20 protein-coding genes are annotated in these 21,123 nt (G+C 50.5%); all 20 read right to left on the bottom strand.

The genetic code is table 11. The features are described 5' to 3' along the window. Positions 1 to 450: 450 nt before the first annotated feature. The 20 genes from lysS to tilS all read right to left on the bottom strand — a co-directional run bounded on the left by lysS (position 451) and on the right by tilS (position 21,102). A complete protein-coding gene (lysS, locus tag L6H70_RS28020) occupies positions 451 to 1,965 on the bottom strand; it encodes a lysine--tRNA ligase (RefSeq protein ID WP_236337479.1) in 1,515 nt (504 codons plus the stop codon). Between the two features lie 183 nt (positions 1,966 to 2,148). After that, the gene (greA, locus tag L6H70_RS28025) at positions 2,149 to 2,628 is read right to left on the bottom strand and encodes a transcription elongation factor GreA (RefSeq protein ID WP_020425624.1); all 480 of its coding nucleotides are present in this window, start codon (positions 2,626 to 2,628) and stop codon (positions 2,149 to 2,151) included. A gap of 226 nt (positions 2,629 to 2,854) precedes the next feature. Continuing rightward, entirely contained in the window at positions 2,855 to 3,871 is a 1,017-nt protein-coding gene (gene dusB, locus L6H70_RS28030; RefSeq protein ID WP_236337481.1) for a tRNA dihydrouridine synthase DusB, read from the bottom strand. A 44-nt stretch (positions 3,872 to 3,915) separates the two neighbouring features. Then, complete coding sequence (locus L6H70_RS28035; RefSeq protein ID WP_236337483.1) at positions 3,916 to 4,125, bottom strand: helix-turn-helix domain-containing protein; 210 nt, start codon at positions 4,123 to 4,125, stop codon at positions 3,916 to 3,918. Beyond that, entirely contained in the window at positions 4,077 to 4,628 is a 552-nt protein-coding gene (gene folK / locus L6H70_RS28040) for a 2-amino-4-hydroxy-6-hydroxymethyldihydropteridine diphosphokinase (protein ID WP_236337485.1), read from the bottom strand. The genes L6H70_RS28035 and folK overlap by 49 nt, the downstream gene beginning before the upstream one ends. 10 nt (positions 4,629 to 4,638) lie before the next feature. Continuing rightward, complete coding sequence (folB, locus tag L6H70_RS28045; protein ID WP_054944005.1) at positions 4,639 to 5,001, bottom strand: dihydroneopterin aldolase; 363 nt, start codon at positions 4,999 to 5,001, stop codon at positions 4,639 to 4,641. Positions 5,002 to 5,052: 51 nt separating this feature from the next. Next, positions 5,053 to 5,910, bottom strand: coding sequence for a dihydropteroate synthase (gene folP, locus L6H70_RS28050; protein ID WP_236337487.1), 858 nt, complete (start codon positions 5,908 to 5,910; stop codon positions 5,053 to 5,055). Beyond that, positions 5,907 to 6,788: an aminotransferase class IV gene (locus L6H70_RS28055; protein WP_236337489.1), complete on the bottom strand. Its 882-nt coding sequence runs from the start codon at positions 6,786 to 6,788 to the stop codon at positions 5,907 to 5,909. Before L6H70_RS28055 ends, folP begins: the two co-directional genes overlap by 4 nt. Next, the gene (pabA, locus tag L6H70_RS28060) at positions 6,785 to 7,366 is read right to left on the bottom strand and encodes an aminodeoxychorismate/anthranilate synthase component II (RefSeq protein ID WP_236337491.1); all 582 of its coding nucleotides are present in this window, start codon (positions 7,364 to 7,366) and stop codon (positions 6,785 to 6,787) included. The genes L6H70_RS28055 and pabA overlap by 4 nt, the downstream gene beginning before the upstream one ends. Continuing rightward, the gene (locus L6H70_RS28065; RefSeq protein ID WP_236337492.1) at positions 7,363 to 8,991 is read right to left on the bottom strand and encodes an anthranilate synthase component I family protein; all 1,629 of its coding nucleotides are present in this window, start codon (positions 8,989 to 8,991) and stop codon (positions 7,363 to 7,365) included. The genes pabA and L6H70_RS28065 overlap by 4 nt, the downstream gene beginning before the upstream one ends. A 316-nt stretch (positions 8,992 to 9,307) precedes the next feature. Next, the gene (gene cysK, locus L6H70_RS28070; RefSeq protein WP_206102660.1) at positions 9,308 to 10,246 is read right to left on the bottom strand and encodes a cysteine synthase A; all 939 of its coding nucleotides are present in this window, start codon (positions 10,244 to 10,246) and stop codon (positions 9,308 to 9,310) included. A 242-nt stretch (positions 10,247 to 10,488) separates the two neighbouring features. Then, on the bottom strand, positions 10,489 to 11,433 hold the full coding sequence (locus L6H70_RS28075; protein ID WP_236337493.1) for a peptidylprolyl isomerase: 945 nt from the start codon (positions 11,431 to 11,433) through the stop codon (positions 10,489 to 10,491). Positions 11,434 to 11,441: 8 nt separating this feature from the next. Further along, on the bottom strand, positions 11,442 to 12,326 hold the full coding sequence (hslO, locus tag L6H70_RS28080) for an Hsp33 family molecular chaperone HslO (RefSeq protein ID WP_236337494.1): 885 nt from the start codon (positions 12,324 to 12,326) through the stop codon (positions 11,442 to 11,444). Between the two features lie 49 nt (positions 12,327 to 12,375). After that, the gene (locus tag L6H70_RS28085) at positions 12,376 to 13,143 is read right to left on the bottom strand and encodes a type III pantothenate kinase (RefSeq protein ID WP_236337495.1); all 768 of its coding nucleotides are present in this window, start codon (positions 13,141 to 13,143) and stop codon (positions 12,376 to 12,378) included. Then, positions 13,140 to 14,015: a carboxylating nicotinate-nucleotide diphosphorylase gene (gene nadC, locus L6H70_RS28090; RefSeq protein WP_236337496.1), complete on the bottom strand. Its 876-nt coding sequence runs from the start codon at positions 14,013 to 14,015 to the stop codon at positions 13,140 to 13,142. Before nadC ends, L6H70_RS28085 begins: the two co-directional genes overlap by 4 nt. Next, positions 14,005 to 15,621, bottom strand: coding sequence for an L-aspartate oxidase (gene nadB, locus L6H70_RS28095; protein WP_236337497.1), 1,617 nt, complete (start codon positions 15,619 to 15,621; stop codon positions 14,005 to 14,007). Before nadB ends, nadC begins: the two co-directional genes overlap by 11 nt. A gap of 39 nt (positions 15,622 to 15,660) precedes the next feature. Beyond that, positions 15,661 to 16,599 (bottom strand): quinolinate synthase NadA, encoded by a 939-nt coding sequence (gene nadA, locus L6H70_RS28100; protein WP_206102654.1) that lies wholly within the window; start codon positions 16,597 to 16,599, stop codon positions 15,661 to 15,663. Positions 16,600 to 16,909: 310 nt separating this feature from the next. Further along, entirely contained in the window at positions 16,910 to 18,964 is a 2,055-nt protein-coding gene (gene ftsH, locus L6H70_RS28105) for an ATP-dependent zinc metalloprotease FtsH (protein ID WP_236337498.1), read from the bottom strand. A gap of 110 nt (positions 18,965 to 19,074) precedes the next feature. Next, complete coding sequence (gene hpt / locus L6H70_RS28110) at positions 19,075 to 19,614, bottom strand: hypoxanthine phosphoribosyltransferase (RefSeq protein ID WP_054944017.1); 540 nt, start codon at positions 19,612 to 19,614, stop codon at positions 19,075 to 19,077. A 45-nt stretch (positions 19,615 to 19,659) separates the two neighbouring features. Beyond that, on the bottom strand, positions 19,660 to 21,102 hold the full coding sequence (tilS, locus tag L6H70_RS28115) for a tRNA lysidine(34) synthetase TilS (protein WP_236337499.1): 1,443 nt from the start codon (positions 21,100 to 21,102) through the stop codon (positions 19,660 to 19,662). Between the last annotated feature and the right edge of the window lie 21 nt (positions 21,103 to 21,123).

Genomic DNA, 21,123 nt, shown 5'->3' on the forward strand with positions numbered 1-21,123 from the left:
GCGTTCGTCCTGAGCCAGGATCAAACTCTCCAAATTGGTATTTAGAAAGAGCGATTGCTCATTTTGAAACATCTGACGAGAATTTGCATTCTCAAGATGAATTTCTAAAGCGTACAAGACGTTGTGAAAATCATCAGTTTTGGATCTCACCGAAGTGATTTCCGATACTCACTCGTTGTTCAGTTTTCAAAGATCAAGCTTGTTGTCAGTGATGATTAGCTCGTCACCAGCAACTCTTATAATATATCACATCCAGCCGTTCAATGCAAGCTCTTTTTTTCAACTTCTTTTTCGAGCTCGGCGTTGATGTTTCGCGGCCAGAAATAGAATATACCATGTATAACGTTTGATTGCAAGCATTATTTTAAAATATGTTCATTCCACCATTGAACCAAGGAAACTGCCTGTACAGCTTCCCTGGTTATTGTGGTTTTGCGATCAGGACTTTATTCAGTCTTTGTTACGCATATGCGGGAACAACAGAACATCACGGATAGAAGCCGCGTTGGTAAGCAGCATGATCAGACGGTCTACACCGATTCCGAGTCCGCCTGTAGGAGGCATGCCGTATTCCAGCGCACGGATGAAATCATCATCCATCTCATGGGCCTCATCGTTACCCTGCTCTTTTTCCTGAATCTGAGCTTCGAACCGCTGACGCTGGTCAATCGGGTCATTCAGCTCACTAAATGCATTCGCATGCTCTCTGGCAACAATAAATAGCTCGAAACGGTCAGTAAACCGCGGATCCTGTTCATTCTTTTTGGCCAGTGGCGAGATTTCAACCGGATGACCCATTACAAATGTAGGCTGAATCAGTGTTTCCTCAACGAATTGTTCAAAGAACGCATTGAGGATATGGCCGAAGGTCATGTGCTTCTCAACTGGAACACGGTGCTCCTTAGCCAAACGCTGGGCTTCCTCATCAGTCATCTGAACGCCAAAGTCAACACCCGTTACTTCTTTAACAGCATCAACCATGGTTACACGACGCCATCCCGGTGAGAGGTCGACTTCTTGTCCCTGATAGTTAATCTTCTGGCTGCCAAGAACCTCCTGGGCGATGTGGGCGATCATGTTCTCCGTCAGCTGCATAATGTCTTTGTAGTCAGCATAAGCTTCGTACAGCTCGATCATGGTGAATTCCGGATTGTGTCTTGTTGAAATTCCTTCATTACGATAGACGCGGCCGATTTCGTAGACTTTCTCCAGACCGCCGACAATCAGGCGCTTCAGGTGGAGCTCGATAGCAATACGCATATACAGCTGCATATCCAGTGTATTGTGGTGGGTAATGAACGGACGCGCAGCAGCTCCGCCGGCAATTGCATGCAGAGTCGGAGTTTCAACTTCAAGATAGCCCAGCGAGTCCAGATAACGGCGCATCGACTGGATAATCCGTGAACGGGCAATAAACGTCTGCTGGACCTCAGGGTTGATAATCAGGTCTACATAACGCTGACGGTAGCGCAGTTCTACATCCTTCAGGCCGTGATATTTCTCAGGCAAAGGAAGCAGGGATTTGGACAATACCTCGAGGTTGCTCGCTTTAATCGACGTTTCACCTGTTTTGGTCTTGAACAACGTTCCGCGGACACCGATGATGTCGCCCAAATCAAGAACATTAAATGCTGCATATTGCTCTTCAGGAATGCTGTCCTGGCGCACATAAATCTGGATTTTACCGCTTAGGTCCTGGATGTGGGCGAAGCTGGCTTTGCCCATTACCCGTTTACCCATGATGCGGCCGGCAATGCTTACATCCAGAGCAAGCTCGTCCAGTTCTTCTTTGGTTTGTCCGTCATACTTAGCCAGAAGGTCTCCGGCTCCTGCAGTACGCTCATATTTCTTGCCGAACGGGTCGATTCCCAGTGCACGCAGCTCGTCCAATTTCGCACGGCGGATCTGCAGCAGCTCGCTAAGTTCCTTTTCCGTGCTCTCCACGGTATTCAATTCCTCGGTCATGTTCGTTCATCCTCTCTAAAACCATCATGTCATATACATAAGAAGAAACGGCTCCCCGCGGGCATTGAGCGAAGGCAGTCCGTTTCAGTACAAAATATAAGCTATATATGTTCACCCATATTTTTCGCTTGTTATACTTTGAAAAAAGCTTCCCTAAGGAAGCTTTCGGGGTACAACTGTAAGTTACTTCATTCTAATATCGAGAATTTTATATTGAATGACGCCTGCAGGAACACTTACATCGACGATTGTGCCGACTTTTTTGCCGATAATGGCTCTACCTACCGGGCTTTCGTTAGAGATTTTATTATTTAACGGATCGGATTCAGCTGTGCCGACGATGGTATACTCCATCACATCGCCATATTCCAAATCTTCAACGCTAACCGTAACCCCGATGCTTACCACATCAGTAACAATCTCGTCGCTGTTGATGATTCGGGCGTTGCGGAGCATTTTTTCCAGAGTAATAATACGGCCTTCGATAAAAGCCTGTTCGTTCTTCGCGTCTTCATACTCCGAGTTCTCGCTGATATCCCCGTAGCCGATTGCTACTTTAATCCGCTCGGCCACTTCGCGGCGTTTCACGGATTTGAGGGTCTCCAGTTCTTCTTCCAGACGCTTAAGTCCGTCCGGCGTAAGGATGACTTCTTTATCGCTCATCTCAACCGATTCTCCTGTCGTATACATTTATTGAAAACACCATACTATATGCGAATCCGGAGGGATAAGAACCCTCCCTGCTGCATTAACGCTTGCTGTAACGGCGATTTTATACTGTGAAATTATATTGGAACCGCTACTAAATGTCAATGACGCCCCATATAAAGTTCAGTGTTATCCGATAATGTAAGCAGAAGCATGAAAATCCCCGCTGCCGGAGCGGAAATTATACTGCCGAAAGAGAAGGGTTTAGGTCTTCCTGTTCCTCTTCATCTCTAAGCTGTACGACAAAATCATTCAAAATCCGCACCATTCCGTCGCGTCTTGTTTCTTCCATAATGACATCCTTCACACGGGCGGCAGCTTTCAGACCTTTCAAATACCAGGCCATATGCTTGCGCATTTCACGAACGGCCACCGCTTCCCCCTTAAGGGCCACCAACCGGTCCATGTGAAGAATCGCTACTTTGAATTTCTCTTCGACTCCAGGCTCAGGCATCAGTTCGCCAGTCTTCAAATACTGCACAGTACGGTACAGCATCCACGGATTGCCCAGTGCGCCGCGGCCGATCATGACTCCGTCACAGCCGGTCTGATCAAGCATGGCCCGCGCATCCTCAGGTGTATTCACGTCCCCGTTACCGATAACAGGAATCGAAACAGCCTCTTTGGCCATTTTGATATACTTCCAGTCTGCATGTCCGGTGTACAGCTGCTCGCGTGTACGGCCGTGCACACTGACCGCCTGACCGCCGGCCCGTTCTACAGCACGCGCATTTTCTTCCACAAAGATGTGCTCACTGTCCCAGCCGATGCGCATTTTTACGGTGACAGGCTTATCAACAGCTTCCACGACAGCCGACACCATCTCGTAAATTTTGTCAGGATTCAACAGCCAGCGGGCGCCGGCATCACATTTGGTCACTTTAGGGACAGGACAGCCCATATTAATGTCGATAATATCGGCATTGGTCTCTTTATCCACCACTCTTGCCGCTCCAACCAGCGTTTCACGGTCGCCTCCAAAAATCTGCAGGCTCAGCGGTTTCTCCCGCTCATCCACAAACAGCATTTCGCGTGTACGCTTGTTGCCGTGCAGGATGGCCTTGTCACTGACCATTTCTGCGCAGACCAGACCTGTTCCAAACTCTTTAGCGATCAGACGAAAAGCGGGATTGCATACGCCAGCCATAGGCGCCAAAACCACCTGATTCTTCAATTCAATACCGCCTATTTTCAGCATGTTCTTTCACTTCCTTTACTATTGGTTTATATAAAAGCTCCGTCTCACGGGGAGGGATTAGCCAGCTCTTCGGCTGAAACACCGAGAACGTCCGCAATTTTATTTAAAATTTTATCTTCCAACCGACGATTGCCCCTCTCTACTGCGCCGAGCACAGCGAGGGAAATTCCGACAGAATCCGCCAGCTCCTGCTGGGTATACCCCTTTAGCTTCCGGAATGCTCTGACCCGCCGTCCCATTCGTTTGATGTCCACAAGCGCATTCCTTCCTTTCCGTCCAAATCTTGAAGCGCTGCAGCAATCATTCCGTAAAGTCCGAACGATGCATCATTCTGCGGAACAATATCACTTAGCGGAATCAGCACAAACGCCCGCTCCATCATCCGGGGATGCGGAAGTGTTAACTCAGGCGTGTCCAGACTCCGGCCTTCTACCCAGAGTAAATCCAAATCGACGGTTCTCGGTCCGTACCGGATATCCCGGACGCGGCCGAGCTGTGTCTCAATCGCCAGCATGACATGAAGCAAATCCTCCGGCGCAAGCGTAGTACGCAGGGCAGCAGCCATATTCAAAAACTGCGACTGATCCAGATAGCCAACCGGCTCGGTCTCGTATATTCTGGAGCAGCGTACAACTTCTATTCCCTCATGCTGGTTCAGCCTGTTCAAGGCTTCCTTCAAGGTTCCCTCACGGTCGCCTAAATTAGCCCCTAAAGCAATATAAGCCTCTGATGCCTCAGAGGTGGAATGTATGTTCATGGACCTGGTCTCACTTTCTCGTTCTGCGCAGTTCTACGGTCACTCCCTGAAAATGAATGTCGAACGGCGGATGCGGCTTGGTCACTTTGACCGTTACTGCATTGATAATAGTATAAGTGTCCAGTAACACGGATGCAATATGTTCCGCCAAAGCTTCAATCAGCTTGAAGGACTTTGTTTCGACAATGTTTTTAACTGTTTCATGCACCTCGGCATAGTTCACCGTCTGCGTCAGATCATCATTTAGTCCTGCAGTCTGCAAATCAAGCTCCAGCTCCAGATCCACATAGAAGCGCTGGCCAAGCTTGCGTTCCTCTTCAAACACTCCGTGATATCCGTAATACTCCATGCGGTGCAGCGTCATTTTATCCATTACAGTACCTGCTTTCTTATAATAAAAATAGTCAGCCGCTGCAGGCCTAACCTACTTCCGCACTTGCGGGGAGGCGGCATACAGCATAGCGTCGCACATTTGAACGGTTCGTTTGATTAAGGATACATCATGCACCCGCACGATCTGACAGCCTTGGGCAATACCGAACGCCACAGTCGCCGCGGTTCCCTCCACTACATCATCCGCTGGAAGACCGAGTGCAGTCCGGATGAACTTTTTGCGGGAAGTGGCCAGCAGCACCGGATAACCCAGCTCAGTCAAGCTGTCCAGCGCCATCATCGCCTGCAGATTCTCGGTATAATCCTTGGCAAACCCGATACCCGGGTCAAGAATGATGTTCTCCGGCTTTACACCTGCAGCCAGTGCCATATCAATACTCTCTTTGAGATCCGCAGACATATCTGCCGCCAGATCCTTATAATTACGGTCATGACGGTTATGCATCAGAATGAAGGGGCATCCGGCTTCTGCAGCTACAGCGCCCATATCACGGTCAGCTTTGCCGCCCCAGACATCATTAATAAGGTGTGCCCCCGCCTGTAGAGCCTGCCGGGCTACCTCAGCCTTATACGTATCTATCGAAAGAACCAGATGGGGCGCTGCGCGGTGAATGCTCTCAATAACAGGAAGCACCCGCTCCAGCTCTTCCTCCATACTCACCGGCTGGTGGCCGGGACGCGTGGATTCACCGCCTATATCAATAATATCGGCACCCTCTGCCGCCATTTGGAGTGCATGCTCTACCGCTCTATCCGGCTCATTCCACAGGCCCCCATCAGAAAAAGAGTCCGGCGTTACATTCAGGATGCCCATAATCAAGGTGCGGTCGCCTAAGACCAGTTCGCTGTCCTTAAACCGGTAGTTCCGTCTATAAATAACAGGTTTCATTTCAGCCCTTCCGTCCTTTCCCTGTACAACCTGATTAATTCAGCCGTGTTCTTGCCGCTTCGTCCACCGCTAACCATCAATGACTCATTACCGTGCCAAAGTGTCGTCACCGGAACAATCTCCTGCACCGAGTTCGTCAGAAATATTTCCTCGGCAGCAAGCAGCTGCTCCCAGCGGTAAAATCCCTCTTCTGTGTGCAATCCTGCACCGGGGGCCAGTTCCAGCACCATTTCCCGGGTAATGCCGGGCAGGATGCCTGCAGCTATATCAGGAGTATGGAGTATCCCGTCTTTGATGTAAAAGAGATTGCTGACGATGCCCTCCGCAATAAACCCTTTATCCGTCAGCATCAGCCCTTCCGCACCGCCCGCAGCTGAGGCATATCCGGCAAGCTCACGTTTGGCCAGAATGTTATTCATATAATGCAGCGACTTCAGTCTAACCGGCCCTTCCGGGGTATTGCGCGGTATCCGCAGCAATTGCAGCGGCTTGCCTTCCGTGTAAAGGGACGAAGGCACCTTGGGCAGCTCTTTGATATAGAGCAAATGATTAGGCTGGGTATACTCTCCGGCCGGAAGCCCCAAAATATCTTCGCCTGCAGTAACTGTATAACGGATATATGCTTCCTGCAGCCCATTCGCTGCCATTACTTGTCCGATCCATTTACGCAAAGAGTCTTCATCTGCCTCAAACGGAATTCCCAGCTGTCTGCAGCCGTCCGCCAGCCTATCCAGATGGCGCCGCAGCAGAAAAGGGACGCCTCCGTAAGTACGCAAGGTTTCAAACAGGCCCATGCCGTACAAAAAGCCGTGATCCAGAGCGGAAACCACGGCGTCTTTGGCCTCGACTATTCTTTCATTCAGTCCGATATAGTTCATGCCGGTTCTCCGGCTCTCCGTTTCAGGAAGTTGCGGAGCATGGTGTGTCCATGATCGGTAATGATTGATTCCGGATGAAACTGGACACCTTCAATCGGATATTCTTTATGACGCAGTGCCATAATTTCACCTTCCGCCGTCTCTGCTGTAATCTCCAGGCAATCCGGCAGGCTCTCGCGTTCTACAATTAACGAATGATATCTTGTTGCGGTAAATGGGGATTCCAGTCCCTCAAAAACTGATGTGCCGTTATGGTAAATCGGCGATGTTTTGCCGTGCATTAAACGTTCGGCACGGATGACGTTTCCGCCAAAGGCCTGCCCGATGGCCTGATGTCCCAGACATACGCCGAAGATCGGAATGACGCCCTTGAAATGCTGCAGCAGCTCCAGGCTGATGCCCGCTTCATTCGGGGTACAGGGTCCCGGTGAGATCAGAATATGATCCGGAGCCATCTCCTCAATCTCCTGAATCGTAATTTCATCGTTGCGGTGCACCTTCACTTCTTCCCCCAGTTCGCCTAAATACTGCACCAGGTTGTACGTAAAGGAATCATAATTATCGATGACCAAGATCATAGTGTTGCTCCCCCTTTGGCTCCACCGGTGGTCCGTGATTCCTGCTGCAGCTCACTGCAGAGAACCGCCTTCACTACCGCTTTGGCTTTGTTATGGCATTCCCGGTATTCGCGGTACGGATCGGAATCGATCACGATACCTGCGCCTGTCTGAATATATCCTACTCCGTCCTTGACTGCCAACGTCCGTATAATAATATTTAATTCCATATTGCCGTTATAGTCAATCCAGCCCAGTGATCCGGTATATGGGCCGCGGCGAACCGGCTCCAGCTCTTCGATGATTTCCATTGTGCGCACCTTGGGCGCACCGGTGATTGTGCCGCCGGGAAACAAGGCGGCCATGACATCATAAGCATCGCGGCCGGGGGCGATGCGCCCCTCCACCTGCGAGACGAGGTGCATGACATGCGAGTATCGCTCCACGGTCAGCAGCTCCGGCACGCTGACCGATCCATACGCAGCGACACGGCCGATGTCGTTGCGCTCAAGATCGACAAGCATAATATGCTCGGCGATCTCCTTCTCGCTCCCGCGCAGCTCCGCCTCCATGGCGGCATCCTCCGCGGGAGTGAGCCCCCGGCGCCGGGTACCGGCAATGGGGCGGGCGCTGACCTTGTCCCCGTGCAGCTTGACGAGCAGCTCCGGCGAAGCGCTGGAGAGCGCGAAGCCGGGCGAGCGGAGCAGCCCCATGTACGGGGACGGATTGAGCTTGCGCAGCCATTCATAAACATCCTCCGGCGGGGCTTTCAGCTGCGCCTCCTGGCGCAGCGAGAGGTTGACCTGGAATACGTCGCCCTGGCGGATGTATTCCTGAACATCGAGCACGGCCTGCTGGAAGTGCTCTGGTGAAAAGGCAGACCTCATGCCAGGCCACTCTCCGGACAGATTAACGCTCTCCTCAATCACAGCCACAATCCTGACCATCTCCGCTGCCTGTGTCTGTGCTTCCGTTTCTGCAGCACAACCGATCAGCCGCCACTGTTCAACCATCTTTTCCGCCCGCTGTACAGACTCGGAATAGAGAAGTCTGAGGCCGGGCAGATCAGGTTTATTGCCGGCAGTCACTGGGACATGAACAGTGCAATAAAGCATGTCCTCCTGGTGATCGTAAATCCATAGCTCTTCGAAACGCATAAACAAATAATCAGGAAATCCCGGATCATCCTTAGCCAGCGAAGGCAGCCTCTCGAGGGAACGGACTACGTCATAGCTGAGATAGCCCACACAGCCGCCATGAAACGGCGGTAATCCTGAAATCTCTGCGCGCGGGGAAGTCAATCCCTTCATCCATCCCTGCAGCACATCCAGCGGTTTACCTTGCAAATCTTTCTTTGCATCGGCTTCCCAGACTTGATAGCCCGGTGTTCCCGGGGTTAAATCGAATGCTGCCGCTTGTTCTCCTTTGCCTTCTATTACGGAGACAGGGCTCAGCCCCAGGTAGGTATAGCGGCCGCCTTTCCCGCTCTCCAGTACCACTGAATAAGGCGAGGCCTGCTCCCAAGCCTTCATCCAAGAAGCCGGCAAGCCGGATTTATCCTGTGGTGATTGTATAATCAAGGGAAGAAGGCTCCAGTTCTCATCTGCCCATTGCTCCCAGTCCTGCCACGCCGTTAAGATTTCCAAAGCTATCCTCCTTAAAGTTTTGTAAAGCCTTTGCTTCTAGCGTATTCTTCACAACAAGACTCGCTTCGTAAGCATTTACTTAGTTTGTGAAGCCTACATGGTTATCATCGTATATTGCCTGTCAGTATACTGTACTTCAGGACGCTTTGAAAACCCCGAAGATTGGATTTATGTAAAATAAGCCTATTATTGCATTCAAAACGCACCAACTGCTCTGAATATCGCCACATCATCTCTTCTATCAGCATGCACAAAAAAGAGCCTTCACTATCCCTGAATGAGCGGAGAGGAAGACTCTTATAGAAAATTTTAATAATTATACTTCGAAGTTGTACAGCGGAGTGCTGAGGTAGCGTTCGCCGTTACTTGGAATAATGACAACGACTTTTTTGCCTGCACCCAGCTCTTTGGCTACTTTAAGCGCTGCAAATACAGCGGCACCGGAAGAAATACCGGACAACACACCTTCTTCTTTGGCCACACGGCGCGCAGTTTCGAAGGCTTCGTCGTTCTCCACATGAATGATCTCATCGTAGATGTTCTGGTTCAGGATGTCCGGAATGAAGTTAGCACCAATCCCTTGGATTTTGTGCGGACCTGGTTTGCCGCCGGCCAGAATAGGTGAAGCAGCTGGCTCTACCGCATAAATCTTCACATCAGGATATTGCTTCTTCAATACTTCGCCGGCACCAGAGATGGTTCCGCCAGTACCTACGCCTGCAACGAACGCATCCAATGGTCCACCAATCGACTCAATCGCTTCTACGATTTCAGGACCGGTAGTTTCCAAGTGAATCTTCAGGTTAGCTTTGTTCTTGAACTGCTCAGCAAGGAAGTAATCCGGATTCTCGGCCAAAATCTGCTCGGCTTTCTTAACCGCACCGTTCATACCTTCTGATCCCGGAGTCAGTACGAGCTCAGCACCGTAAGCGCGAAGCAGGTTACGGCGCTCAAGGCTCATCGTTTCAGGCATAACAATAACTGCCTTGTAGCCTTTGGCAGCTGCAACAAGTGCTAAGCCGATACCAGTGTTACCGCTGGTAGCTTCTACAATCGTTCCGCCCGGTTTCAGAAGACCATCCTTCTCAGCTTCTTCTACAATGCTGAGGGCAATACGGTCTTTAACACTGGAACCCGGGTTTTGGTATTCCAGCTTCAAGTAGATATCTGCGGAACCTTCGGGAGTGATCCGATTCAAACGAACAAGCGGTGTGCCACCGATCAAATCTGTTACGCTGTTGACGACTTTAGCCATGAGCAAAAACCTCCTTGGAATATTTATTAATCTATGAGTGCATAACTTGTGACATAAGTCTTCAGCATGTAATTCCGGGTGTTTGATGTATTGCGGCTTATCTCTCAAGGGGACGATGAGTCTGCACCAGGATATTCAATACCGCAGCGTCAAGTTATAACGCTGTAAGGCGGCCATTTTGTGTAATCCGCCGCCGGTTATTCCCGACTAAAACGGTAGGTTTTACATTTAACCTCATATTATCAATCTTGCAGGCCGTTGTCAATATATATCGCTGTGTCATATTTAGTGCGCAGATCGCTTTCTACCTGCTGTAATGGAGCAGCCTGCTCCAGTGCCAGCTCCCGGCGTACCTGCTCCCTGATTTCCGCCTCATCCGGCTTAGGGGGATCAATCATTTTCTCCAGCCGAATTACGGCATAAGCTTCACCGGTCTGCAGCGGCCCGGCGATATCGCCCGCTTCAAGTCCTGCGGCCGTTTCCAGCAGATCCCCAGGCCAAAAGGGATCATCCTCCTCCACCATTCCGATGCTTCCTCCGTGCTCCCTGCTCTCGGTGTCGATGGAGACCTCCTTGGCTACAGCGGCAAAATCCTCTCCCTGCTCCAGCCGGTCCATCACATGATCTGCCTCATCATAAGTCTCCACCTTGATCATCGAAAGCTGCATTTGCTTCTTGGGTATGAAGCGTGCGGAATTCTCCGCTAAATAATCATCGATTGCCGATTCACTGATAATAACGTCCTTTGTGGCCACCGCCTGGAGAGTGAGCCGGTAAACCGCCTCCTCACGTACCTCCTGACGGGAAAGTCCCAGCTCAGACCGCATTTGTGTGTAATACTGTTCCTCTGAGCCATAACCAGCCATACTACGCTGAAGTTCCTGCTCGATGTCAGTATCTGTCACGGTAATGCCAAGTGCCTTGGCTTCCTTATCGACTACAATGTGATTGAGTATTCCCAGAAGCACCTCATCACCGTGCTTTTTTTTGAGTTCATCTATCCATTCCCGGTCCGTTACCGGCTGTCCGCCTGCGGTGGCGATATCAGCGGATTCACCCTCGCCAGCCTCACCCTTCAGAATGTACATCGCCCGCAGGCTCCAAAAGAGCAGTCCCCCAAGGACTAAAGTGCCGACAGCAAGTATGACAACGGCATTGCGCAGCACGCGCTCCTGTCTAGTCATCATCCCATGCCCTACGATTTCGCTTGATCCAGGATAACCTGTAGTTCATCCTTATTAAATAAATAGGCCTCGTTGCAGAAATGACATACAACCTCCGCCTGATCGTCTTCTTCGATTAAACGCTCCAGCTCGTGCTGGCCCAGACTGACCAATGTTTGTTCAACCCGCTCCCGGGAGCATTGGCAGACAAAATTAATATCCAGTTCATCCAGTACGATGGCATCCGGTAAAAGATAACGCAGCATTTCCTCAGGCTCAAGTCCCTGATCCAGCAGGGTAGTAACAGATGGCATAGCGCCTACTGCCTGTTCAATCTCAGTAATTTCAGCATCGGTAAGTCCTGGAAGCAGCTGGATAATAAATCCTCCGGCAACACTCACAGAGTTATCCGGTTCAACCAATACGCCCAGCCCGACCGCCGCAGGTGTCTGCTCGGAAACGGCAAAATAGTAGGTGAAATCGTCGCCAAGCTCACCTGAAATAATAGGTACGCTTCCGCGATAAGGCTCTTTCATCCCCAAATCCTTGCTCACATCAATAAATCCTTCGGTCCCTACAGCACCGGCCACATCCAATTTGCCAAGACTGTTGCTGGGCAGATGCACATGCGGATTGCTCACGTAGCCGCGCACTTCCCCAAGAGCATTCGATTCAGCCGTAATCTGTCCAATTGGGCCGTTTCCTTTGACCATAATCGCCAGCTTCTCTTCTCCTTTGAGCATAGCGCCCATCATGGCTGCTGCGGTTACTGTACGGCCCAGTGCGGCTGTAGCCGTCGGGTACGTATCATGTCTGCGCCGCAATTCATCAACGAGTGCTGTCGTGCGGACAGCAAATGCCCGGACTCTTCCGTCCAGTGCAGTCCCCCGGATCAGCCGGTCTTTTTTTGTTTCCATTGGGTGCATATCCCTCCACTCTCTTAGCCTCGTTCAGGCTTCTTTATCTTTATTGGTTACGGTCATAAATAATGCGCAGGCCTTCCAGTGTCAACATAGGATTAACTTCATCTATACAGTCCGTCTCCCCGGCAATAAGCGTAGCAAGCCCGCCTGTAGCTATGACCTTCAGTACTGGCGCATTCATTTCCTGCTTGATTCTCCGTACGATTCCCTCAACCTGGCCGGCATAACCAAAAATAATCCCGGCTTGCATGGCATGCACCGTATTGCGTCCAATGACCTTCTTGGGTTTCTCGAGCTCGATTCTCGGCAGTTTAGATGCCCGCTGATACAGGGCCTCGGTGGAAATACCGAGCCCCGGTACAATGGCCCCGCCAAGATAATTAGCACCGGCATCAATACAATCGAAGGTAGTTGCAGTCCCGAAGTCCACAACCACTAACGGGCATTTGTACTGTTCGACAGCCGCAACAGCATTCACAATCCGGTCAGCCCCTACTTCACGGGGATTTTCATACCGCAGATTAAGACCGGTCTTAATTCCGGGACCAACCAGCAGCGGATCTTTACCGATATACCTTACACACATCTCTACGATTACTTGGACAAGCGGTGGGACGACAGAGGAGATAATGACGCCCTCCACATCTTTAAACGATATGTTCGACATATGGAACAAATTATGAATCAGCACACCATATTCATCGGCCGTAGATTGACGCGCAGTGCTGAGCCGGAAATGGTGCAGCAGCTCACGCTTCCGGTAAACACCGAGCACAATATTGGTATTGCCGATATCGACAGCCAGTATCATGAGAGAGGCGCCTCCTTCTTGGCATTCAGATCCAGACTGATGTCCAGACTAGTGAAGGAATAGGTCAGCCGTCCGACAGAAATCACATCCACGCCTGATTCAGCCATGCTGCGAACAGTCTCCAGGGAAACATTCCCCGAAGCTTCGGTTTTGACATGCGGTGATTTGGTCTTAATTCTTCTAACCGCTTCCTTCATCAGCTCAGGCGCCATGTTGTCCAGCATAATAATATCTGCTCCAGCAGCTAAAGCTTCCTCAACCTGCTCAAGACTCTCGGTCTCCACTTCAATGGTCATGGTATGCGGAATATTCGCCCGGGCCCGGCCTACAGCCTGACGAATGCCTCCGGCTCCCTTGATATGATTATCTTTGATCATCACAGCATCGTATAATCCGAACCGGTGGTTCGCACCGCCGCCGACGCGGACAGCGTACTTCTCCAGCATCCGGTGTCCCGGTGTAGTCTTACGGGTATCAACAAGCCGTGTAGGCAGACCATTCAGCGCTTCTACAAAAGCGGCTGTCCGTGAAGCAACACCGGATAATCTCTGCATCAAGTTAAGCGCAAGCCGCTCCCCGGTCAGAATTGCGTGCGTGCTTCCTTCCACTTCAGCAATTACCGTTCCCTTGGAAACGGTCTGCCCTTCTTGAACCAGCGCCGTAAATACAAGCGAAGGATCCACAACTTCAAAAACCAGTTCTGCCACAGGCAGGCCGCAGATGACACCGGCTTCCTTCGCATGGATAATCCCCTTGGATTCGTGGCCGGCCGGAATCGTCGTACGTGTTGTAATATCACCCGAACCGACATCCTCCTGCAGCCAACCCTTGATTAATTGCACTAATTCTTCGTTATATCCATTAAACATCATCACTTAATTCCTCCACTATTCCGAGATCGCGAATCTGGAGCAAATGTTTCTGCCACTTCGCATCATCCCTTAGCGGATAATCCTCACGGTAATGTGCTCCACGACTCTCCTGCCGCGCCAAAGCCGATTCAGTGATCAGCAGACAGCAGGTAAGCATGTTGGCAAACTCATATTCCTCACGTTTGGTTAGAGCAGAGCCAAAAATCGGCAGCTGCCGTTTTAGTTCTTCCAGTCCTTTTTCCAGCATTTCCTCATTCCGCCGGAGACCGGCATAACGCACCATTACCTTTTGCAGCTTAAGACGACGTTCGACTATAGCTTGGGTCGGTGATTCCACCCGTCCTTCATCACAAGCGGCGGATACAATATCCCGGCCAAGCGGCGGAAGCTGACGGATACGTTCTATAATCCGCCGTCCAAATACAATCGCCTCGGATAAGGAGTTGCTGGCCAGGCGGTTTGCTCCCTGTACTCCGGTCGAAGAAACCTCCCCGCAGGCAAACAGCCTGGCGATATTGCTTTCTCCGTTGAGATCAGTCTTGATGCCCCCCATCATATAATGCGCAGCAGGAGCCACAGGAATCCAATCACTTGTAATATCGAGTCCGTAACTCATACATGTCTCATAAATCGTCGGGAACCGGTGTTTAACCATATCCGCAGGCTCATGTGTAATGTCGAGGTATACGAAGGTAGACTTAGTGAGCTCCATCTCACTGATAATCGCCCGGGCTACGATGTCACGGGGTGCCAATTCCAGCAGCTCATGATAACGCTCCATGAACCGTTCGCCATTAATGTTGCGCAGGACAGCTCCCTCACCGCGTACAGCCTCGGAGATCAGAAACCGTGGTGCTCCGGGATAACTCAGTGCTGTCGGATGGAACTGGATAAACTCCATATCCCGCACATGAGCTCCAGCCCGGTAGGCTATCGCTACCCCATCCCCGGTGGCAACCTCAGGATTCGTAGTATAGCGGTACAGTTGCCCCGCTCCCCCTGAGCAGAGAATCGTGGCATCGGCTTGCAGGAACAGTCTTCCGCCGCCTGGACGCTGCACCAGCGCACCTACGCATTCTCCCCCGTCAGTAATAAGATCTATAACAAAATGATCATCCCAGATCTCAATATTCTCATGCTGCTGGACTTGTTCCGCGAGTGCACGGACAATTTCATAGCCGGTAGCATCCCCATTAGCGTGAAGGATACGGCGGTGGCTGTGTGCTGCTTCCTGAGTTAAAGCCAGGACACCATTTTCCTTATCGAATATGGTACCGAGCCGGATCAGTTCACGCACCCCCTCCGGACCTTCATGCACCAATACATCCACTGCTGCGGAAGAGTTAAGCCCCGCTCCAGCCATTAGGGTGTCCTGGCGGTGGTAAACTGGCGAATCATCTTCTGAGAATACTGCAGCAATTCCACCCTGTGCATACCGGGTGTTGCTCTCCATCAGCGATTTCTTGGTAATCATAATAACCTTCCGGTCTTCACTGGCTTTAATTGCTGTGAATAATCCGGCAATCCCCGAGCCGATTACAAGGCAGTCTGTCTTTACTGTAGGGAGCTCACGAAGATCGAAATCTACTAAATATTGTGGAATCATGACCGCTTTTCACCTGTTTCAACGAAAGAGTAGCGCATGCTACCGGACTTGTAGCATGCGCTCTAGGGAGGTTCTGGCTTTGTCGGCGACAGCGGGCGGTACGTAAATCTGCGGCTTCATCGTCTCCAGGCATTTTACCAGTTTCTTTAGATTATTAACTTTCATATTAGGGCAGACAAGGAATTTTGTCGCAAAGTGGAATTCCTTATCCGGGCTGTCTTTGCGCAGCTGGTAACCAGTACCGTCCTCTGTTCCAACGATAAACTGCCGGCGGTCCGATTTCCGGCAATACTCAATGATCGAGGTGGTGCTGCCTACATAATCACCCATCGCAACTACTTCAGGGCGGCATTCCGGATGTACCACAAATTCTGCTTCCGGATATTTGGCTCTCATTTCAATAACATCTTTAACCGTGAGCATATCATGAGTGTTGCAATAGCCTTCCCAGATAATCAGCTTCTTACCGGTCTGTTCCTGAACATAATTGCCCAGATTCTTGTCCGGCACCCAGATGATTTCCTCCGCGTCGAGCGATTCAATCACCTTGACGGCATTGGCTGAGGTACAGCAAATATCCGTTTCCGCCTTAATCTCAGCCGACGAGTTAATATAGGTGACCACCTTGGCGTTCGGATGCTGCGCCTTGAGCTTGCGGAGCCCATCCACATTGACCATATCCGCCATTGGACAGCCTGCACGTTCGTCCGGAATCAGTACGGTTTTGTTCGGAGCAAGAATCTTGGCGCTTTCGCCCATAAAGTGCACACCGCAGAATACAATAACCTCCGCATCGGTCTCCGCTGCCTTTTGAGCCAGTAAAAAAGAATCTCCCCGGAAATCCGCTACCTCCTGAATTTCATCACGCTGATAATAATGAGCCAAAATAATTGCATTCCGTTCCTTCTTAAGCTGTTCGAGGCGCTCACGAAGTTCACGGTTCTGTTCCTGCTTGCGCTCAAGCGCCAGAGCTTCCACGGTCTGTTCTCCCCCTTAATTCTTATGGCTAATCAAAGCCGGACATTCATTATACCAGTTACCCGCTGCAATCAGATATGCAAAGCCACTCAGCTCTGCTATTTCAAGGTATATTTATTATTTAATATTTAATCACTAATGTACACAACGTTCCACCCCCTGTCAATGTGACCAGGCAAGCAGCAGAGCCCTGCATAGACTGCATAAAGACATATAACCCTGGGCATATCCATGCTTATATGACAAAAAAACCGGAGAACCCATTGGTTCTCCGGTCGAACTGTATACTCTTTATTCCGATATGAGCAGCTTAGACCAGGCTTCCGCCGCCGTCTTTATTGCCGCCGTTTGGATCATTTCCGTCCTCGGAATCCGTTTTGTTCGGGATATCCTTGGTCAGATCAGGCAGTATGGCTGAGTCATCATCGGTTTTGCCCTGAATACGAACACGCACATCACCAATAGAATCAATGACTGGCTCCCCAGCTTCATGAGTCACCCCAGGAACTTCTTCCGGTTTGCCATCCTCAGTCAGGTACCCTTGCTCAATCAGTTCTTTGATCTGATCAAGTTCCAGCGTTTCCTTCTCAAGGAGAGTGTTAGCAATCAAGTGCATTTCCTTAGAATACTTAGTCAGCAGCTCACGGCAGCGCTCATAGCAGCTGCGGATAAAGTTCTGCATTTCCTGATCGATTTCGTAAGCAATGGAATCACTATAGTTCTGCTCATGCCCGATATCACGGCCAAGGAATACCTGGCCTTGGGATGTGCCGAACTGCATAGGTCCCAGCTTGTCGCTCATACCGTATTCCATAATCATGCTTCGCACGATGCGCGTAGCCTGCTGGAAGTCACTGTATGCACCTGTTCCTACTTCACCGATAAACAATTCTTCAGCCACACGTCCGCCGAGGAGTCCAGTTACTTTATCAAGCAATTCTTGCTTGGTAACAAGCATACGGTCTTCCTTAGGAAGCATAATGACATATCCGCCTGCGCGTCCGCGCGGGATAATTGTTACTTTGTGAACCATGTCAGCATGCTCCAGGAAGTAGCCAACAATGGTATGACCTGCTTCGTGATAAGCCACGATGCGCTTCTCGCGTTCACTGATGACACGGCTGCGTTTCTCAGTACCCACGATTACACGGTCAATCGCTTCATCCACTTCCCGCATGGTAATGTCCTTGCGGTTACGGCGGGCAGCGAGTAGTGCCGCTTCATTCAGCAAGTTCTCCAGATCCGCACCGGTAAACCCGGTAGTACGCTTAGCGATAACATCAAGTCTTACGTCCTTCGTAAGCGGCTTATTGCGGGAGTGAACCTTCAGTACTGCTTCACGGCCTTTCACATCAGGGCGGTCAACCGTAATCTGACGGTCAAAACGTCCCGGACGGAGAAGCGCCGGATCAAGTATGTCTGCGCGGTTAGTAGCCGCGACGATGATAATACCTTCGTTGCCGCCAAAGCCGTCCATCTCGACGAGCAATTGGTTGAGCGTCTGTTCGCGTTCATCATGTCCGCCGCCGAGTCCGGCGCCGCGTTGACGGCCCACTGCATCGATCTCATCAATAAAGATGATACATGGAGCATTCTTCTTGGCATTCTCGAACAGGTCACGTACACGGGAAGCACCGACACCGACGAACATTTCTACAAAGTCGGAACCGGAAATACTGAAGAAAGGAACGCCTGCTTCACCGGCAACTGCGCGGGCCAGCAAGGTTTTACCAGTCCCTGGAGGACCGACCAGCAGTACCCCCTTAGGAATACGGGCACCTACTGCAGCAAACTTACGCGGATCCTTCAAGAACTCGACCACTTCGACCAGTTCCTGTTTCTCTTCATCAGCACCAGCGACATCCTCGAAGCTGATCTTCTTCTTCTCTTCATTGTACAGGCGGGCTTTGCTCTTGCCGAAGTTCATTACTTTGCCGCCGCCGCCCTGTGCATTATTGAACAGGAAGAAGAACAGGATGAACATAATCACCAGCGGGATAATGGAAGAAAGGAATGTCAGCCAGATGCTGTCACCTTCCATTTTCTTCTGGGTTAACTCTACGCCATTGGAATCGCTGGCGGATATGAGTTCATTGATGGCTGCATCAGTAGGAGGAACATATGTGGAGAAGCTTTTCGATTTGGCATCAGTCGGTAAATTTTTGTATTCACCGGTAACCAAAAAAGCGTTACCTTCAAACTGAATCGTCATGCTCTTCACATTGTTAGTTTTGATCTCCTGCCGTAACTCATCGTATCTAGGGAAATCGGCGGATTCATTTCCATTGCTGACAAACTGGACAATGCCCACCACGACTAAAAATAAAATCAAATAAAAACCAGAATTCCGGATGAACCGATTCATCCCCTACCTCCTCTCACAACGCTCAAGTTATTGTACCATAGCCTGCCCGGAGTCCTCAAATAACATCAGGCCCGGGAATCTGATCCGTAGATCTAAGGCTGTCGATTAGTTCATTTGGAATAAATTTCAGGCTTCAGCACACCGACATAAGGGAGGTTCCGATATAGCTCGGCATAGTCCAGTCCGTAGCCGACCAGGAATGCATCAGGAATCACAAAACCGGTATATTCGGCTTCAAGATTAACTGCACGGCCTGACGGTTTGTCGAACAGGGTGACTACTTTGACAGAAGCAGCGTTACGGCCCTGCAGCATGTCAATCAAATAGCTGAGCGTAAGACCGCTGTCGATAATGTCCTCTACAATCAGAACATCGCGACCTTCAACTGATGTGTCCAAATCCTTGATGATTTTGACAATACCGGATGATTTGGTCGTACCACCGTAGCTGGATACTGCCATAAAGTCCATTTCAACGGGTACTGTAATGACTTTAACCAAATCTGCCATAAAGATAAACGCGCCTTTTAGCACACAGATCACTAAAGGCGTGCGTCCTGCATATTCTTCGCTCAGCTGGGCGCCGAGCTCCCTGATTCTTTGTTGAATTTCCTCTTGGCTGATCAAGATTTCCTGAATATCGTTCTGCAACTTGCGAACCTCCTAAGTTATACTATGAAAGACTTACAGCGACCATTACGTTTCTCCGCTTTTCTCCAGTTCTTCCAGAGTTAAGAGCAGAACCGAGGCCGTGTGCCGCCCTACTGCGGCATGCATCGAGCGTCTTACGCCCGGAATCCAGACGATATTGCCCAAACCATCACAAACGAGGGGAATTCTAGAACGTTCGGAAGAAGGTATTTTATCATCAATGTAAATATCTTTTACCTTTTTGCTTCCGTTTAATCCCATAACCCTTATGGTATCTCCAGGCAATCGGGAACGGACGGTCAGCGGCAGCACCAGCTCATCACTGTCAAACCAGGCCGACATCTTCCCGGAATCCTCCTCCTGTAAAGCAAAACTTTCCCTCTCCAGCACAGTCATTGTCATTGCTTTTCCGATTTCCCATAGCTCAAGGCGGGAGTCGGGCAAAGACAGCCGATATGTATAGCTAACCTGCTGCTGCGGAGGCTTGGACGAGAACAAAATGGTATCGTATTGCCGCACACAGATCAGCCCCCCACCCAAATCGAGACTCCATACGGTGGGATGTTCCTGCAGCGTCCCCCGGCGCACTGCTTCGATCTTGGAAAAATCCAAGGTCCGTGAATCCGCCGACAGATAATTTAATATTAGTTTAATCAAACGCCGTTGTAAAGCGGAGGGTACGGCCGCAAATGAAGCTCTCTTAAAGGTGTATTTTCCATGCTCGAACAAAACTAGCTCTTCGAAGCATTTTAACGCATTCGCCTCCATAAATTCATCTTCCGCTCCGGCAATTTCGGACAGCTGCAGAAGCGACTGCTTTATTTTGGGGTTATACTTTTCCAGCATCGGCAGCACCTCCAGCCGAACCGCATTCCGCTTATATTTCATAAGCAGATTGCTGGCATCCATGGCATAAGCAAACCCTTCACTCTGACACAGCCCGATAAGAGCTGTTTTGTTAATACGTAGAAAGGGGCGGATGAGTTCCACCTTTTTTTCGGTTCTTTTCCAGCGCATTCCGACCAATCCCGATGGACCGCTGCCGCGCAGCAGCCGCATCAGCACCGTCTCCGCCTGATCGTCTGCATGATGCGCCAGTGCGACGGCGCGCGCCCCGTGCCGCTTGGCCGTTTCAATCAGAAACTGATAACGTTTCTCCCGCGCTGCCCCCTCCGGTCCCAGACCGCTTTTCTTCACAATAGAGGGAATATCAAATTCAGCCAGCTCAAAAGGTATGCCCAGCTCATCCGCCAGCGCGCGGACAAATTCAGCCTCCTCCTGCGACTCTGCCCTAAAGCCGTGGTTCACATGGGCGCATATCAGTTTTAGCGGTGTCCGGTTCAAGGATATTTCATGCAAAATACGCAAAAGAGCCACAGAGTCCGGTCCTCCGGAAACTGCGACTACAATGGTGTCATGGGGTGCCCACAGCTCATGTTCGGCCGCCGACTCCATTACGTACTGCACTAGTTCATTCATTTGCTCCATCTGCGGCTTCCTTTCCTGCCT

The sequence above is a fragment of the Paenibacillus auburnensis genome (assembly GCF_927798115.1).
Classification (GTDB): domain Bacteria; phylum Bacillota; class Bacilli; order Paenibacillales; family Paenibacillaceae; genus Paenibacillus_AQ; species Paenibacillus_AQ auburnensis.